The following is an 18,213-nucleotide window of genomic DNA, read 5'->3' as shown; positions in this document are numbered from 1 at the left end:
AAAATTATTAGAGGAAAAATTGGTAAACAGCGATCGCTACCTGTAGTGGGTAAACTAGTCCTATACAGTATTGGTTTATATCTAATTCAGTGATGGACTCACGCCAGAATAGTTAATCAGTCACATTATCCGCAGGTAGAAACTCTTTGAGTGCTTCTGCCTGAGCAGCCTTCAATACTGGAAGAGACAGGGGTAGTGAATTTGCGATCGCAAATAATTGTTCTAGTTGACTCAGACCTGTCAAGCTACCACATAATAATACTTGGTCGCTAATTCGCAAATCCATGCCGCCATCAGGATAGCGAATAAATTTACCATCGCGCCGGATCGCCTGTACCTGTACTCCAAATTGCTTGTTGATATCTAAATCTGCAAGGGTTTTACCTAGTGTTGGCGTATCTGCATTAACTGTAACCCACTGGCAAGCACTATTTTCTCCAGGAACAGCAGCTTGTCCCTTGGCGAATTCTGCCAAAGCTGCCAGTTCTTCATCTGCTCCCACTACTAGCAAGCGATCGCCATCTTCCAATTTGGTTTGATTATTGGGATAATCGATTTCATCGCCGTTAGCGCGACGAATTGCCATCAAACTCGCTCCTGTTAAGTAGCGCATATCTGCCTCTTCTATACTCATACCAATTAAGGGCGAATCTGCTGGGAGAGGATACCAGCGCTGATTTAAATCGCGGGTGGCTTGGCGCAAATCACGAGCAACTTCAGTTGCAGAACGCTCTGGCCGCAAATCTAAATAATGATCGTTGCGGATTTGCTGCATTTCCCGTTGGACGACTGCTGGTGACAACAAGCCTAAGCCAGTTAATAAATAGGTTGCCATTTCTAAGCTGGCTTCAAACTCTGGCTGTACCACTTCTCTAGCTCCCAATTGATACAGCACCTCAATATTTTTATCCTGGGTAGCACGGACAACTAAATCTAATTCTGGGCGCAATTCTAAGGCGCGTTTCAAGCAAAGACGAGTACTCATCGGGTCTGGAAGTGCGATCGCCATTCCTTTGGCATGATTCACTCCGGCGGTTTCTAAAACGTGTAAACTCACGCAATTGCCATAGACATAGGACACTCCAGCCTCACGCAACTGCTGAATTCTACTTTCTGATTGGTCGATTACCACCACAGGCAGGTTGTGTTGCAGCAACAACTTCACTAAATTTTTGCCAACTCGCCCATAACCGCAGACTACTACATGGTCTTTGAATGGTAAATCTTCTGATACATCCAGCGCCTCTTGTTCTTCTAAGTACGGTTTCAACCAAGGCATTGATTCGGCAAAGTTAAATAAAAATGGGACTAACCGCAAGACAAAGGGAGTCAGCATGAGAGTAACTGCGGTGGTTCCCAAAATTAATAAGTATATCTGTCGGGACACTAGCCCTAAAGACTGCCCTTCACTGGCGAGAACAAAGGAAAATTCCCCAATTTGCGCCAGTCCCAAACCAGCAATTATGGCTGTTTTTAAAGGGTAGCGGAATAGTTTCACTAGGGGCGTGATAATCAAGAATTTACCTATGAAAACTAGTGCTACCAGCCCCAAAATTAATTCCAGGTTGTTCCACAAAAACACTGGATCAATTAACATCCCAATGGCTGCAAAAAATAAACTGGCAAAGATATCTCGCAGTGGTTCGACATAAGTTAGGGTTTGATCGGCGTATTCCACCTCAGAAATCATCAAACCCGCGACAAATGCCCCCATTTCAATGGACAGTCCCAAATGCTCTGTCAACAGGGCAATGCCCAAACATAAAGCTACAACTCCTAATAAAAATAGTTCTCGGCTTTCAGTACGGGCTAACAGTCGCAACAAAGGCGGTATCAGCCACATCCCCGCAGCCACTGCACCAGCAGCAAATAAAGCAATCCACAGTAGCGCTGTTAGCACGGCGATGCCAATGGTTTCTGCTGGTTGGTTTAGGGCTGGTAGAACTGCTAACATCAGTCCCAGTGCCAAGTCTTGGACTACCAAAATCCCCAACATCACTTGTCCATGAGGCGTTTCTGTTTCATTGCGTTCCATCAAGCATTTAAGGACAACCGCAGTGGAAGACAAGGATAGAATACATCCCAAAAACATCCCCTTAGCGGGTAAGGTTCCCCAGGCCCCGCTTAACCCTGATACCACAACTGTTACCAAAATTGTCAAAGCAATCTGGAGTCCACCTCCACCAAGAGCGATCGCTTTTACCTTCTTGAGTTCCGCAAAGGAAAATTCTACACCCAAGGCGAATAACAAAAAGGCAACACCAAACTGTGCCAGAGTCTCTACTTGAATAACTTCTTTAATTAATCCCAGTCCAGTTGGCCCAATGACTATCCCGCCGATGAGATAGCCTAGCAGCACGGGTTGTCGTAAAAGTGCCGCCAACAATCCACCACAGGCTGCAACGCCCAAAACTAAAACTAAATCAACAATTAGCCTAAAATCTTCTTGCACCAGTTTTAAAAGAACTATTTATTAAGACCTATTAATTCAGGATACAAAGTTTTACGATCTCAAACAGCTTGTTTGGGAATTGAGTATGGGAAATTGGGAATTGGGGCAAGAAGTTTTTTAACTGCTGCCCAATGCCCATTAAATTTTAGGTGAGCTAAGGGCACTCAGTAATAGGAGTGACCACGGCATTTTAATATTGGGTATGAGCCATGAGTAGTTTCTCAATATAGGCAATGCAGCCGGTAGCACAAAACGTAAAGAGCGTAGCGATGCGGGCTGATCGCCATTTTCATCGACAATTCCATATTTATCAGCTAGTTCGGCAACAATCTGCACACGTCCTGTACGGCGCATTAAATTTGGTTCACAAGCAAGTGCAGCAATTACCCGTCCAGTTAATAAAGGAGTTTCCCAGTTGTAGCGATCGCTAATTAATGAGTTTTTTTGCTCAGTAGCATTGGTTTGATTCATCTCATCAGCAAAACGGGAAAAAAGCTCAGTACCAACAATACCTGGCCAAATTGAAACAGAAGCGACATTATGGGGTTTTAACTCAACAGCCATATCAGCCGCTAGGCGATCGCAAGCTGCTTTTCCAACACCATAAGCTGTATTAAAGATATAAGACATACTGCCCCACGAGGAAATGGTGCAAATTAGTCCAGAGTTACGCTTGGTCATCATTCGCGCAGCAAAAACACTTGCAACGTAGTGGCTACGAAGACCAACGTTGTTGCTTGCATCCCACAGACTTAGTTCACAATCCCAAAAGGGCTGCCCAAAAGCGTTTTTTATTGCCTCAACTCCTGAGTAAGCATTATTCACCAATAGATCAAGTTGTCCATCCTGCTCATGTTGGATGCGCTCAAACAATAAACGCACCTGCTCATCATCGCTGTGGTCTACTCGGACGGGAATACACACACCACCAGCTTCTTCTATAGTTGATTGGGTTTCACCAAGACTTCCTGAAACCGCATCACTGGAGGAGTTGTTGAGGCTGCGTCCCGTGACGTATACAGTTGCCCCAGCCTCAGCTAAACCAATAGCAATTCCCCTACCAATTCCCCGCGTAGCACCTGTTACCAATGCCACTCTTCCCTCAAGGTGTTTCACGATCGCTTTTCCCTGTGGTTAATTTATTTAAAGCCGGAAAACCCAGCCTTAAAAAAGGCAAAAACCTCTCAAAGTCCCCCTAAGCAAAGGGGGATTTAGAGGATCTACAACTACAAATAATGTCTACCACTCAATCTAAGTAAGTTGGCACGAAAAAACCAAGTATGTTACAAAACGCAAATAGGCTTAAAACCCCCACTAATGCCAAATAACAAATGACGAAGGATAAATGACAGCCCTAGCTAGTTACCTTTAATTGCGCCAACCTACTAACCAATTAATTTCTGCCAGCTAGCAGGCCCAACAATCCCATCGGCATCTAAACCATTTTGCTTTTGAAAGTTCTTGACTACAACCTCTGTTTGCGGCCCGTAAACACCATCATTCTCAACACCTAAACGGTATTGTAAATATCTAACAACTGCACCACCCGCATGGTTTGGTCTGATAATTCGTTTTGCCAAAATTAGATTTATGGCATTCCATGTAGCTTCGTCGGCAACTCCAGTTGGCTGAACTCCGATAATAGCCTGAAATTTTTCGACGGCAGATTTGGTGTTAGCCCCAGTGAAGCCATCTTCTACTAACGCCTTACCATTTTTATCAACTATTTTGAGTCGATTTAAGGATTTTTGCAGTCTGAGAATCGTAGCATCTACATTCTCTTCTTCATCTGGTACAGGGTTAACAGGAGTAGTTGGCACTTTCCCAGTTAAGCCTTTGACGATCGCATTAGCCATTGCTTCAGGATTAAAAAGATTTACATCTTTTTGCGAATCGATGAAGCAACCTTCTACAAGAATTGCAGGCATATCTGTATTTTTCAGAACATACAAATGGGAACCACTCTTAACACCGCGATTAAAAAATCCCAACTTGACGATTTCATCTAATACAGGTTTAGCGATTTTTCTCCCTGTCTCACTAGTTGCATATACTTCTGTGCCATTAGCCTGTCCATTAAAACAGTTAAAATGAATCGAGACGTAAATATCTACTTTACTGCCATTGGCTGTAGAACATCTTTTTGAGAGTGATTCAGTTACTGTACGGGCACTACTCGGTCTACATACTACGACTTCATTGCCCAAAGCTCTTAACTTCGCTATCACTCTATTACCGACATCGAGAGTTAAATTATCCTCAAATTTAATCCCACTGGCTCCTGTGTCTGGTGGACAGTTGTGCCCACTATCAATTCCAAATTTCATGATTTTATCCTCAAATTACTTACTTTTTACACTCGTTCAAAACTCTTCCAATTATATAGACAAAGTTTTGTTAATAAATTTGTTGAAGTACTTGTTCGCAATGTCCGCATTATTTTAAGCATTACTACGCTAGCAGACAAAATAAGTTTTCCTGCGAACCTGAACAGCAAATTTATATGCTAAAATACCTTAATTAAAAGGTAGATTGTCACCAAAAACACAACCATTATAATTTATCAAAATCGAGAATAACAAGTTAATTTTTGCAATAATTTTCAATGCAGAAATTGCCTTCACTATTCAGATAATAGCGCTTTATAAAAGTAGAAAGCCATAAAAAACATACCTAGTTAGATATCCAAATCCCTAAACAGACGCACCTCCTGATATGAACGTGGGCTTATAAAGTCGTAAACTATTTACAGACTCTGCTGTTAACCCTGAGCAGCTTAACACATAATACTTTACAGTATTAAAGAATACGTGATATTTTCTACACACCTGTGGAAGATTAGATATTATCGAGTTGCATACATTCACAAACCTGTTAGCACAAGAAATTTGTTCGCTGTGTAGAGGTACTAAAGGCGTTGGTGATGGTGAAGTTCTAGCTACCTCAAGAAATTATTGACCGGAATCTGTGGGTAGATATATGACAATCAACCTGAAAGCACGTTTAAGATTTAAGTAAAGAAATATTTCGTAGCTTACAGGCATGAAACGCATCGTCTTGGTTGCTGGGTTTGAATCATTCAACGCTGACTTGTACAGGAAAGCAGCTTTTTTGGCTAACTCTCGCTGTCCTGAGTTGGATATTCGGGTATTTAGCGATCGCAATATTACCAGTCAACGCGCCGAGGTAGAAGCAGCACTTGATAACGCTGATATATTTTTCGGTAGTCTACTATTTGATTATGACCAGGTTATGTGGCTGCGCGATCGCGTTTCCCAAATTCCCATTCGCCTAGTCTTTGAGTCAGCTTTGGAATTGATGAGTTTAACCAAGCTGGGTGACTTTGCCATTGGCGACAAACCCAAAGGAATGCCCAAACCAGTTAAATTCATTCTTGACAAATTTAGCAACGGACGAGAAGAAGACAAACTCGCTGGTTACATCAGCTTCTTAAAAATTGGCCCCAAACTACTGAAATACGTCCCAGTGCAAAAAGTCCAAGACTTACGCAACTGGTTAATTATCTATGGTTATTGGAATGCTGGCGGCCCAGAAAACGTCGCCTCATTATTCTGGACACTGGCAGAAAAATACTTAAATTTAAAAGTCGGCGACATTCCCCCGTTAATCGAAACCCCCAACATCGGATTACTCCATCCCGATTATCCAGGATTTTTTGAATCGCCAAAAGCATATCTGGAATGGTATGAGAAGATCCCCCCTAGCCCCCCTTACAAAGGGAGGAATATTAGCCCCCCTTCTCAAAGGGGGTTGGGGGGATCTAAACGTAAAAATCCCGTTGTCGGTATTCTCCTCTACCGCAAACACGTCATCACCAAACTACCCTACATTCCCCAACTAATTCGCAGTTTTGAAGAAGCTGGCTTAACTCCTTTACCCATCTTCATCAACGGCGTAGAAGGACACGTGGCGGTACGAGATTTGATGACAACCGACTATGAAATTCAGCAACGAAAACTAGGTAATATAGAGACTCCCTCACTATCTAGTGAAGCAGTTAAAGTAGATGCGATTGTCTCAACAATTGGCTTTCCTCTCGTGGGTGGCCCGGCTGGTTCAATGGAAGCAGGCCGCCAAATAGAAGTAGCAAAGCGCATCCTGACTGCCAAGAATGTACCTTATATTGTTGCTGCACCACTATTAATTCAAGATATTCACTCGTGGACGCGCCAAGGTGTTGGCGGATTGCAAAGTGTGGTGTTGTACGCTTTACCAGAATTAGATGGGGCTATTGATACCATTCCTCTCGGTGGGTTGGTGGGCGAAAATATTTATTTGGTTCCTGAACGGGTGCAGCGATTAATTGATAGGGTGAAAAGCTGGGTGTCTTTGCGGCAAAAACCTGCTTCGGAACGCAAAATTGCCATTATTTTATATGGGTTTCCTCCAGGTTATGGTGCTGCGGGGACGGCTGCATTATTAAATGTGCCGCGTAGTTTGCTGAAGTTTCTCCATGCACTGAAAGAACAAGGTTACACCGTTGGGGATTTACCTGATGATGGCGAAGAATTGATTCGCTGGGTGAAAGAAGCTGATGAAGCTAATCCTCTTGTAGGGCAGTCGTCTCGCCTGCCCCTAGATAATGGCGGGCAAGATGCCCACCCCACAAGTACTGTAAATTTCCGTACTCTAGAAAAATGGTTGGGATATCTGCAAACTTCCCGCATTGAAAAACAATGGAAATCTTTAACGGGAACTGGTATTAAAACTTATGGCGACGAATTTCAGATTGGTGGTGTGCAATTAGGCAATGTGTGGATAGGTGTACAACCACCTTTGGGAATACAAGGCGACCCGATGCGCTTAATGTTTGAACGGGATTTAACGCCACATCCACAATATGCTGCTTATTATAAATGGCTGCAAAATGAGTTTGAAGCTGATGCTTTAGTTCACTTTGGAATGCATGGGACGGTGGAATGGTTGCCTGGTTCTCCGTTGGGGAATACGGGTTATTCTTGGTCGGATATTTTGTTAGGAAATTTGCCTAATCTATATATATATGCGGCAAATAATCCGTCTGAATCGATGTTGGCGAAACGTCGCGGTTATGGTGTGTTGATTTCTCATAATGTACCGCCTTATGGTCGTGCAGGTTTGTATAAGGAATTGGTGGCGTTGCGGGATTTGATTGCGGAATATCGGGAAGATCCGCAGAAGAATTATGTTTTGAAGGAAGGGATTTGTAAAAAAATTGTGGACTCTGGGTTGGATGCAGATTGTCCGTTTGCGGATGCGAAGAAGTTGGGGATTGCGTTTACGCCGGAGAATGTTCGGATGTTTAGCGGTCATGCTTTTGATGATTATTTGGTGGAGTTGTATGAATATTTGCAGGTTTTAGAAAATCGGTTGTTTTCTTCGGGGTTGCATGTTTTGGGGGAAAAGCCGAGTGAGGAGGAGTTGGAGTCGTATTTGGAGGCTTATTTTGGGGGGGAGGAAGGAATAAACGAACCGCAAAGGCGCAAAGGACGCAAAGAAGAAAGAGAAGAAGAAGAAAGGTTAATAAGGGATTTGTTGATGCAATCTACGGATGAGTTGACGAATTTGTTGAGGGGGTTGAATGGGGAGTATATTCCGCCTGCGCCTGGGGGGGATTTGTTAAGGGATGGGGCTGGTGTTTTGCCTACGGGGAGGAATATTCATGCTTTAGATCCTTATCGGATGCCTTCACCTGCTGCGTATGAACGGGGACGGGAAATTGGTCAAAAAATTATTGCCCAGCATTTGGAGGAATATGGGAAATATCCTGAAACGGTGGCGGTGATGCTTTGGGGATTGGATGCGATTAAAACTAAGGGTGAATCTTTGGGGATTCTTTTGGAATTGGTGGGGGCTGAACCTGTTAAGGAAGGAACTGGTAGAGTTGTTCGTTATGAGTTGAAGCCGTTGGCGGAGGTTGGACATCCCCGGATTGATGTGTTGGGTAATTTGTCTGGGATTTTCCGGGATAGTTTTGTAAATATTATCGAATTGTTGGATGATTTATTTCAACGGGCGGCTGATGCTGATGAAGCAGAAGATGAGAATTTTGTTAGGAAACACGCTTTGGCTTTAAAAGCCCAAGGGGTGGAAAATGCCTCGGCGAGATTGTTTTCTAATCCGGCGGGTGATTTTGGTTCTTTGGTCAATGATAGGGTGGTTGATGGTAACTGGGAATCTGGTGAGGAGTTGGGAAATACTTGGCAAAGCCGCAATGTATTCAGCTACGGGAGAGAGGATAAAGGTCAAGCTAGACCGGAAATTTTGAATACTTTGTTAAAAACTAGCGATCGCATTGTTCAAGAAATCGATTCGGTAGAATATGGTTTAACTGATATTCAAGAATATTACGCCAATACGGGCGGTTTGAAAAAGGCAGCAGAAAAACAAAGCGGTAAGAAGGTTACAACCAGCTTTGTGGAAAGTTTCTCGAAGGATACTACACCCCGCAATTTAGATGATTTGCTGCGAATGGAGTATCGCACTAAGTTGGTAAATCCTAAATGGGCGCAAGCGATGGCAAATCAAGGTTCTGGTGGTGCTTTTGAAATTTCCCAACGGATGACGGCGTTGATTGGTTGGGGTGGTACTGCCGATTTTACCGATGATTGGGTTTATGACCAAGCGGCTGATACTTATGCGTTAGACGCAGAGATGGCGGATAAGCTACGGAAGGCAAATCCTGAAGCTTTTCGCAATATTTTAGGGAGAATGTTAGAGGCGCATGGGCGGGGTTTCTGGGAAGCTGATGCTGATAAGTTAGATAAACTACGTCAGTTGTATGAGTTGACAGATGAAGAGTTGGAGGGTGTGACAGTTTAGAAAGTAGATGCGTTCCATTAATAAAAATTATTGTAGAGACGGCGATTTATCGCGTCTTTGCTTAACCGAACCGTATTGAAAACGATCTCTCTTACGCTTGAGGTTGTAAAAATTTAAACCTTTGCAGCTAATGTTACTTCATTTATAAGAAAGGCTTAAGTTTTTCTTGCAAATGTATAAGCCGTTGTAGCAAATGCTTAATACTTTGCAACAAATACTCATCCATGTATAAGAAATGCTTAAGCCTTTCTTGCAAATGTATAAGCCGTTGCAGCAATTGTTTAATACTTTGCAACAAATACTCTTCCATATATAAGAAAGGCTTAAATCATTGCAGCAATTGTTGTAATGAACTTATGAATTTATCTTTTCTTGTGGGGTGGGCAACATGAGCGCCCTATTTATGCAAGTTAAATGTGGAACAGCTTATTCCTGTTTGTTCAATTGCTGCACAAACGCATTATGTTCCGGCGACTTCAACCCTGCTTGCACTACCTCCAACACTCGCACCATCTGATTGTTTAACAGCGCCTCCACCGCTAACCACAAACCCGGAAACACCTGAGAGCGAATAATTCCATCTGCACCGGGAGATAGCGATTGATAGTCGCCATCAATTAGGCAAAACCATTCAATTTTATTCTCGTAAGATTGCCAGATTACGTACTCCAACACCCCATTACGGCGATAAACCTGCTTTTTACTGCCTCTATCAATAGCGGCACTACTCGCTGCAATTTCAACAATCAATTCGGGAGATCCTTCAATGTAACCGTCGCTGCTTAAACGGGTTTGTCCGCCTGCGTCTGGTTCAATAAACAGCACTACATCTGGCTGGGGTTCATTGTCTAAATCTAGTCTGACGGTTGGGGCATCACTCAAATCAACGCCAGGAGTCAGTGATTGGTAAACTCCTAACCAAGTTATCATCCGACTGTGGGGTTTGCCATGTTGCTCGTGTCTTAATGGAGATGCCACGTAAACGATTCCTTCAATCAGTTCTGCTTTCTTGATATGGGGTGCAGCCGCATAACGCCGTTCAAATTCAGGGCGAGTTAGGCGATCGCCACTTTCAAGCGGAGGCAGATGTTTCTGGGCTGAGTACTCTCTAACCATTTGCCAATCCTTGGAGTTGCCGGATATTTCTGACTTTAGCAAACCTCAGTTATCACTTAGAATTTCTTGATTTGCTTCTTGCCTCAAATTCCAAAAATCAAAAAACGTGATGTTAATTGTCACCGTGTATTCTACTGTGCGATCGCTTACTCGCCCAAGTTAGACATCGCCCACAATTGATGCTGCATAACAGCGTCCAACTAGCTATCATTAGCTAAGTGGTAAAGTGGTATGCCAGATACATCGACGGTAATACCGTTTAGTTAGCAGTCTTTATCAACTGCTTACACTCGCACCCATAAAAATTAGTTTGATCCATTTTCTATTCCCTGCTCTGTATTATGATCCGCATTACCTAAAAGTTATCTCACTAGGTACGGGGTGCAAAAAATACAAAAAATTACTCAAGAATTAAGATTAAGGATACGGCTATGGCAACCGAACAGTTAACTAGAGACAGCGACAATCTCGATTTAAATCAGCTACTAAGAACGCTGAATGCTGTTAAGCAAGGTGACTTCTCGGCTCGGATGCCCATAGATCATACTGGTGTGGCGGGGAAAATAGCTGACACGCTCAATGATATTATTGACCAAAATGAGCGGATGGCGGCGGAGCTACAGCGAATTGGTAACGTTGTCGGCAAAGAAGGCAAAATTGCTGAACGTGCTTCTCTGGGAGATGTTCGTGGTTCTTGGTCAAATTGCGTTACTTCTGTCAATACTCTAATTACAGATTTAGTTCAACCAACAGCTGAAACTACGCGGGTAATTCGGTCGGTTGCTAATGGTGATTTATCCCAAACGATCGCAACAGAAATTGACGGCAGACCTCTTCAAGGTGAGTTTCTCCAAACTGCTAATATCGTCAACACGATGGTAGACCGGCTTGGTTCCTTTGCGAGTGAAGTAACAAGAGTTGCCCGTGAAGTGGGAACTGAAGGAAAGTTGGGCGTTCAAGCCGAAGTGCAAGGTGTGGCTGGCACTTGGAAAGATTTGACTGATAACGTTAACTTAATGGCGGGTAATCTCACCGGACAAGTTCGCAACATTGCCGAAGTTGCAACTGCGATCGCAAATGGTGACTTATCCAAAAAAATCACTGTGGATGTGAAAGGCGAAATTCTGGAGTTGAAAAACACCGTCAATACAATGGTGGATCAACTTAATTCTTTTGCATCAGAAGTAACGCGAGTTGCCCGTGAGGTGGGAACTGAAGGTAAGTTAGGCGTTCAAGCCGAAGTTAAAGGAGTTGCAGGTACTTGGAAGGATTTGACTGACAACGTTAACTTGATGGCAGGAAATTTAACAGCCCAAGTCCGTAACATTGCGGAAGTGACAACGGCGGTAGCAAACGGTGACTTATCTAAGAAAATTACTGTTGATGTCAAAGGCGAAATTTTAGAGTTGAAAAACACCGTTAACATCATGGTGGATCAACTTAATTCCTTTGCATCAGAAGTAACAAGGGTTGCCCGTGAGGTGGGTGCAGAAGGAAAATTAGGCGGTCAAGCAGAAGTTCGCGGGGTAGCGGGTACGTGGAAAGACCTTACCGATAGTGTGAATTTCATGGCGGGAAGCTTGACGGCACAGGTGCGGAATATTGCGGAAGTAACTACGGCTGTGGCAAATGGCGACTTATCCAAGAAAATCACTGTCGATGTGAAAGGTGAAATTCTGGAGTTGAAAAACACTATTAACACAATGGTGGATCAGCTTAATTCCTTTGCAAGTGAAGTTACAAGAGTTGCCCGTGAGGTAGGAACTGAAGGGAAGTTGGGCGTACAAGCAGAAGTCAGGGGAGTTGCGGGGACTTGGAAAGATTTAACCGATAACGTTAATTTAATGGCGGGTAATCTTACCGGACAGGTGCGAAATATTGCCGAAGTTGCAACTGCGATCGCAAATGGCGATCTATCTAAAAAAATCACCGTCGATGTTAGAGGTGAAATTTTTGAACTCAAAAATACCATCAATATAATGGTAGATCAACTCAGTTCCTTTGCAAGTGAAGTAACAAGGGTTGCTCGTGAGGTGGGCAGTGAAGGTAAACTGGGTGTGCAAGCCGATGTGCGCGGCGTGGCTGGCACTTGGAAAGATTTAACTGACAGCGTAAACTTCATGGCGGGAAGTTTAACGGCACAGGTGCGGAATATTGCTGAAGTGACTACGGCGGTTGCAACAGGTGACTTATCCAAGAAAATCACCGTCGATGTCAAAGGTGAAATTCTGGAGTTGAAAAATACCATTAACACAATGGTGGATCAACTAAATTCCTTTGCATCAGAAGTAACAAGAGTTGCGCGTGAGGTGGGAAGCGAAGGTAAACTGGGCGTGCAAGCAGAAGTGCGCGGCGTGGCGGGTACGTGGAAGGATCTCACCGACAGCGTGAATTTCATGGCGGGAAGTTTAACGGCACAGGTGCGGAATATTGCCGAAGTAACTACGGCGGTTGCAACTGGCGACTTATCCAAGAAAATCACTGTTGATGTCAAAGGTGAAATTCTGGAGTTGAAAAATACCATTAATACAATGGTGGATCAACTCAGTTCCTTTGCAAGTGAAGTGACGCGAGTCGCCCGTGAGGTGGGAACTGAAGGTAAGCTGGGCGTACAAGCGGAAGTCAAAGACGTTGCTGGAACTTGGAAAGATTTAACCGACAGTGTGAACTTCATGGCGGGAAGCTTGACGGCGCAGGTGCGGAACATTGCCGAAGTGACAACTGCGATCGCAAATGGTGACTTATCCAAAAAAATCACTGTTGCCGTCAAAGGTGAAATTCTGGAACTCAAGAATACCATCAATATAATGGTGGATCAACTCAACTCCTTTGCAAGTGAAGTGACGCGAGTTGCCCGTGAGGTGGGAAGTGAGGGTAAACTAGGCGTGCAAGCAGATGTGCGCGGCGTGGCTGGCACTTGGAAAGACTTAACCGACAGCGTAAACTTCATGGCGGGAAGTTTAACGGCACAGGTGCGAAATATTGCCGCCGTTACCACAGCTGTAGCTAATGGCGACTTATCTAAGAAAATCTCCGTTGATGTTAAAGGTGAAATTTTAGAGTTGAAAAATACCGTCAACACGATGGTGGATCAACTCAATTCCTTTGCAAGTGAAGTGACGCGGGTTGCCCGTGAGGTGGGAACTGAAGGTAAGCTGGGCGTACAAGCAGAAGTTAAAGGTGTAGCCGGCACTTGGAAGGATTTAACCGACAGCGTAAACTTCATGGCGGGAAGTTTGACGGCACAAGTGCGGAACATTGCTGAAGTTACGACAGCCGTCGCAAACGGCGACTTATCCAAGAAAATTACCGTCGATGTGAAAGGTGAAATTCAGGAACTTAAAAACACCATCAACACAATGGTGGATCAGCTAAATTCCTTTGCATCAGAAGTTACCAGGGTTGCCCGTGAGGTGGGAACGGAAGGTAAATTGGGCGTACAGGCTTACGTCAGAGGAGTTGCTGGGACTTGGAAAGATTTAACTGATAACGTTAACTCGATGGCGGGGAACCTCACCGGACAAGTTCGCAACATCGCGGAAGTTACGAAAGCGGTAGCGAATGGCGACTTATCTAAGAAAATTACCGTCGATGCCAAAGGCGAAATTTTAGACTTGAAGAACACCACCAACACAATGGTGGATCAACTCAGTTCCTTTGCAAGTGAAGTGACGCGAGTAGCCCGTGAGGTGGGAACTGAAGGGAAGTTAGGCGGACAAGCGCAAGTCCAAGGTGTTGCGGGTACTTGGAAAGATTTAACAGATAACGTAAACTCGATGGCGGGGAACTTGACGGCACAAGTGCGCGGTATTGCCAGAGTTGTAACGGCAGTTGCTAACGGAGACTTGAAACGGAAACTGATGTTAGATGCTAAGGGAGAAATTGAAACCTTGGCAGAGACAATCAACGAGATGATTGATACTCTAGCGACATTTGCCAATCAGGTAACTACAGTAGCGCGGGAAGTAGGAATTGAAGGGAAGTTAGGCGGACAAGCGAGAGTCCCTGGCGCGGCTGGAACTTGGAAAGATTTGACGGATAATGTAAATGAACTTGCTGCTACACTGACAACTCAGTTGCGAGCGATCGCAGAAGTTGCTACAGCTGTAACGAAAGGTGATTTAACTCGTTCAATTGCCGTCGAAGCATTAGGGGAAGTAGCGATACTCAAAGACAACATCAACCAGATGATTGCCAATCTGCGGGAGACAACGCAGAAAAATACTGAGCAAGATTGGTTGAAAACTAACCTAGCTAAATTTACCCGAATGCTGCAAGGGCAGCGAGACTTGGAAACCGTATCTAAATTGATTCTCTCAGAACTAGCACCCTTGGTAGGAGCGCAACACGGCGTATTCTTCCTGATGGAGTCTGGGGAAAATACACCGTTTTTGAAACTAATTAGTAGCTACGCTTACCGCGAACGCAGACATTTGGCTAACCGCTTCCACTTGGGTGAAGGCTTAGTGGGACAATGCGCTTTAGAAAAAGAGCGAATTCTGTTGACAGATGTACCAAGTGATTATGTCAGAATTGCCTCTGGTTTAGGAGAAGCGTCTCCACTTAATGCTGTGGTATTACCTGTACTCTTTGAAGGACAGGTGACAGCAGTCATAGAATTAGCATCCTTCCGCCGCTTTAGCGAAATTCATCTGACATTCTTCGACCAACTTACCGAAAGTATAGCGATCGTCCTCAACACGATCGCAGCTTCCATGCGAACTGAAGAATTACTCAAGCAATCACAATCTTTGGCTGAAGAACTCCAAACCCAGCAAAATGAACTCCGAGAAACCAACAAGCGCTTAGAACAACAAGCCCAATCGCTCAAAACTTCAGAAGATTTACTCAAAGGACAGCAAGAGGAACTGCAACAAACCAACGCTGAGTTAGAAGAAAAGGCAGAGTTGTTAGCTATGCAGAAGAAAGAAGTCGAGCGCAAAAATCGAGAAATCGAACAAGCAAGAATGTCTTTAGAAGACAAGGCTGAACAACTCGCCCTTTCTTCAAAATACAAATCAGAATTTCTTGCCAATATGTCTCACGAACTGCGGACACCGCTAAATAGCTTGTTAATTTTGGCGAAGTTGTTAGCAGATAACATAGATCACAACCTCACCAGCAAGCAAGTTGAATACAGCCAGACAATTTACTCAGCCGGTACAGACTTGTTGGCATTAATCAATGACATTCTGGATCTCGCTAAAATTGAATCGGGAACCATGTCAATTGACATGACCCAAATGCCCTTGGTAGAGTTGGGCGAACAAATTGAGCGCACCTTCCGGCAAATCGCTCAGAGCAAAGGACTTGCATTCACAATTGAATTTACTCCCGACTTACCCACAACCATCTATACAGATGTCAAACGCTTACAACAAGTGTTAAAAAATCTCCTCTCCAACGCTTTTAAATTTACAGAGCAAGGGGAAGTCCGGTTGCAGATTGCGGTGGCGAAACAGGGATGGAGCAACGACCAAGTAACTTTAAATCGCGCTCAAAATGTTATCGCCTTCTCAGTTAGCGATACAGGCATTGGCATCGCTCCCGATAAGCAAAAAGTTATTTTCGAGGCATTTCAGCAAGCCGATGGCTCTACCAGTCGGAGATATGGCGGTACTGGATTAGGCTTATCAATTAGCCGCGAAATCGCCCGTCTCTTTGGCGGCGAAATTAAACTAACAAGTCAACCCGGTCAAGGTAGCACGTTTACATTCTTTTTCCCCCAATTGAATCCTGAACCTGCATCAACACAACTCCCTACTCCCTACTCCCTACTCCCCACTCCCCACTCCCCACTCAGCACTCAGCACGGGCTAAACGCCCCGCTACCGCTAATACCACTAATTAATGACGATCGCGCTACTATTGGCATGGGCGATCGCGTCTTGTTAATCGTCGAGGACGACGTGAATTTTGCCCGTATCCTCATAGATATGGCGCAACAGCATGGATTTAAGGTGATAACAGCCCAAAATGGCAGTACAGGTTTAGCATTAGCGCAGCAATTCCATCCTTCAGCCGTTTTGCTAGATATCCGAATGCCAGAAATGGATGGTTGGACGGTATTGGATCGCCTCAAACATGACCCAAATACCCGCCACATTCCTGTACACATTATGACCGTTGAAGAAGGGCAACAACGCAGTTTGCAACTAGGTGCGATCGCATATCTGCAAAAGCCCTTAAGCAGCGAGATCATATCCGAGGCATTGGTCAAAATTAAAGGTTTTGTTGAGCGCCAGGTAAAAAATTTACTGGTAGTCGAAGATGATGACACTCAACGGCATAGTATTGTCGAGTTAATTGGCAACAACGATGTTTATACTACTGCTGTTGCCACAGGTGCAGAAGCCCTAGAAGCCATCCGCACCCAGCATTTTGATTGCCTCGTCCTCGATTTAGGGCTACCCGACATGACCGGGTTTGAATTGATCGACCAGATTAAGCTTCTACCTCACGGCAAAACATTGCCCATCATTGTCTACACAGGTAGAGACATTAGCAAAGCTCAAGAAACCGAACTTAGACGTATTGCCGAAACAATTATCATTAAAGATGTGCGATCGCCCGAACGTCTCCTTGATGAAACAGCATTATTTTTACACCGAGTCCAGGCAAATTTACCTGCACCCAAACGACAAATACTTGAACAATTGCATTCCATAGATTACTTACTCGCTGGCAAGAAAGCGCTAATTGTAGACGACGATGTGCGTAATATTTTCGCGCTGACAAGTATGCTGGAGCGTTATCAAATACAAGTGTTATACGCTGAAAACGGCAGAGAGGGGATTAACGTGTTACAAAATACACCAGATATTGATGTCGTTTTGATGGATGTAATGATGCCAGAAATGGACGGTTACGAAACAACAAGCTTAATCCGCCAAAACGAGCAATTTAAATCTTTGCCGATTATTGCACTGACAGCTAAAGCCATGCAAGGCGATCGCGAGAAATGTATTGAAGCGGGTGCATCAGACTACATCACCAAACCCGTAGATACTGAACAACTGCTTTCACTCTTGCGTGTTTGGCTATACCGTTAAGCTAAATTAAAGGAGGCAGGGGACAGGGGACAGTGGACAGGTAGCCGTTGCAACTATTTCAACCCTAATAGGGATTTTGATTAATTGCAATTACGTATCCCTCTGATAGGTTTTCGCATTGGAATAGTTTCAATCCCTGATAGGGCAATACGGTTCAGTTAAGGCTAAAACTCTGTTACCAAAGTCGTTTTTTTAACGAACCGCCAAGGCGCAGAGAACGCAGAGAGAAGAAAGAGATGCTTAACTGAACTGTATTGCCTGATAGGGATTTTAATGAATTGCAATTCAATATCCTGGCAAGTTTGCTCCAATTCAGTTCTGTTTCAATCCCTGATAGGGATTTTAATGAATTGCAATGCAAGCTTGAGGTATTCCTTGCAAGTGGCGTAGTTTCAATCCCTGATAGGGATTTTAATGAATTGCAATCCCAAATTGTCGCTCATTATCTTAATGATTATGAGTTTCAATCCCTGATAGGGATTTTAATGAATTGCAATGTTGCTTGTTTTTCTACATCTGCAATAACTGTGGTTTCAATCCCTGATAGGGATTTTAATGAATTGCAATAGGGCTATCCCTGTTGGGTACTACGTGTTAGCTGGTTTCAATCCCTGATAGGGATTTTAATGAATTGCAATGTGTGCGCCGATGCCGACAGCACCAGAAGAAGCTAGCGTTTCAATCCCTGATAGGGATTTTAATGAATTGCAATTTGGTTATCCCGATTATGCAATCACGAACAATGGCGCGTTTCAATCCCTGATAGGGATT

General features: G+C 44.0%; 6 protein-coding genes and 1 CRISPR repeat array (1 of these 7 cut by a window edge). Of the genes, 2 read left to right on the top strand and 4 right to left on the bottom strand.

The features are described from left to right. Window positions 1-112 precede the first annotated feature (112 nt). The 3 genes from FD724_RS27335 to FD724_RS27325 form a co-directional block, all read right to left on the bottom strand. Window positions 113-2,452 carry a cation:proton antiporter gene (locus FD724_RS27335; protein WP_179074778.1) on the bottom strand — a complete coding sequence of 780 codons (2,340 nt, stop codon included), beginning with the start codon at window positions 2,450-2,452 and terminating at the stop codon, window positions 113-115. Between the two features lie 138 nt (window positions 2,453-2,590). Continuing rightward, entirely contained in the window at window positions 2,591-3,568 is a 978-nt protein-coding gene (locus FD724_RS27330; RefSeq protein WP_179074777.1) for an SDR family NAD(P)-dependent oxidoreductase, read from the bottom strand. 269 nt (window positions 3,569-3,837) lie between these two features. Next, a complete protein-coding gene (locus tag FD724_RS27325) occupies window positions 3,838-4,779 on the bottom strand; it encodes an N-acetylmuramoyl-L-alanine amidase (RefSeq protein ID WP_179074776.1) in 942 nt (313 codons plus the stop codon). Window positions 4,780-5,494: 715 nt separating this feature from the next. Here FD724_RS27325 and bchH point away from each other — a divergent pair. Continuing rightward, window positions 5,495-9,274, top strand: coding sequence for a magnesium chelatase subunit H (gene bchH, locus FD724_RS27320; RefSeq protein WP_179074775.1), 3,780 nt, complete (start codon window positions 5,495-5,497; stop codon window positions 9,272-9,274). 426 nt (window positions 9,275-9,700) lie between these two features. Here bchH and FD724_RS27315 read toward each other — a convergent pair whose 3' ends face one another. Further along, the gene (locus FD724_RS27315) at window positions 9,701-10,390 is read right to left on the bottom strand and encodes a Uma2 family endonuclease (protein WP_179074774.1); all 690 of its coding nucleotides are present in this window, start codon (window positions 10,388-10,390) and stop codon (window positions 9,701-9,703) included. A gap of 431 nt (window positions 10,391-10,821) precedes the next feature. Here FD724_RS27315 and FD724_RS27310 point away from each other — a divergent pair, with 431 nt between their 5' ends. Next, the gene (locus FD724_RS27310; protein WP_179074773.1) at window positions 10,822-17,442 is read left to right on the top strand and encodes a HAMP domain-containing protein; all 6,621 of its coding nucleotides are present in this window, start codon (window positions 10,822-10,824) and stop codon (window positions 17,440-17,442) included. 248 nt (window positions 17,443-17,690) lie between these two features. Then, window positions 17,691-18,213: direct repeats of the CRISPR family, unit length 37 nt; unit sequence GTTTCAATCCCTGATAGGGATTTTAATGAATTGCAAT (it continues 372 nt past the right edge of the window).

It is taken from the genome of Nostoc sp. C057, from assembly GCF_013393925.1.
GTDB classification, from domain to species: domain Bacteria; phylum Cyanobacteriota; class Cyanobacteriia; order Cyanobacteriales; family Nostocaceae; genus Nostoc; species Nostoc muscorum_A.
The sequence above is the reverse complement of the archived record's forward strand: the minus strand, read 5'-3'. Positions and strand labels throughout refer to the sequence as shown.

Coding starts and splice junctions, on each gene's coding strand:
- FD724_RS27325 (WP_179074776.1), bottom strand. CDS start 4,779: ATGAAATTTGGAATTGATAGTGGGCACAACTGTCCACCAGACACAGGA.
- bchH (WP_179074775.1), top strand. CDS start 5,495: ATGAAACGCATCGTCTTGGTTGCTGGGTTTGAATCATTCAACGCTGAC.
- FD724_RS27315 (WP_179074774.1), bottom strand. CDS start 10,390: ATGGTTAGAGAGTACTCAGCCCAGAAACATCTGCCTCCGCTTGAAAGT.
- FD724_RS27310 (WP_179074773.1), top strand. CDS start 10,822: ATGGCAACCGAACAGTTAACTAGAGACAGCGACAATCTCGATTTAAAT.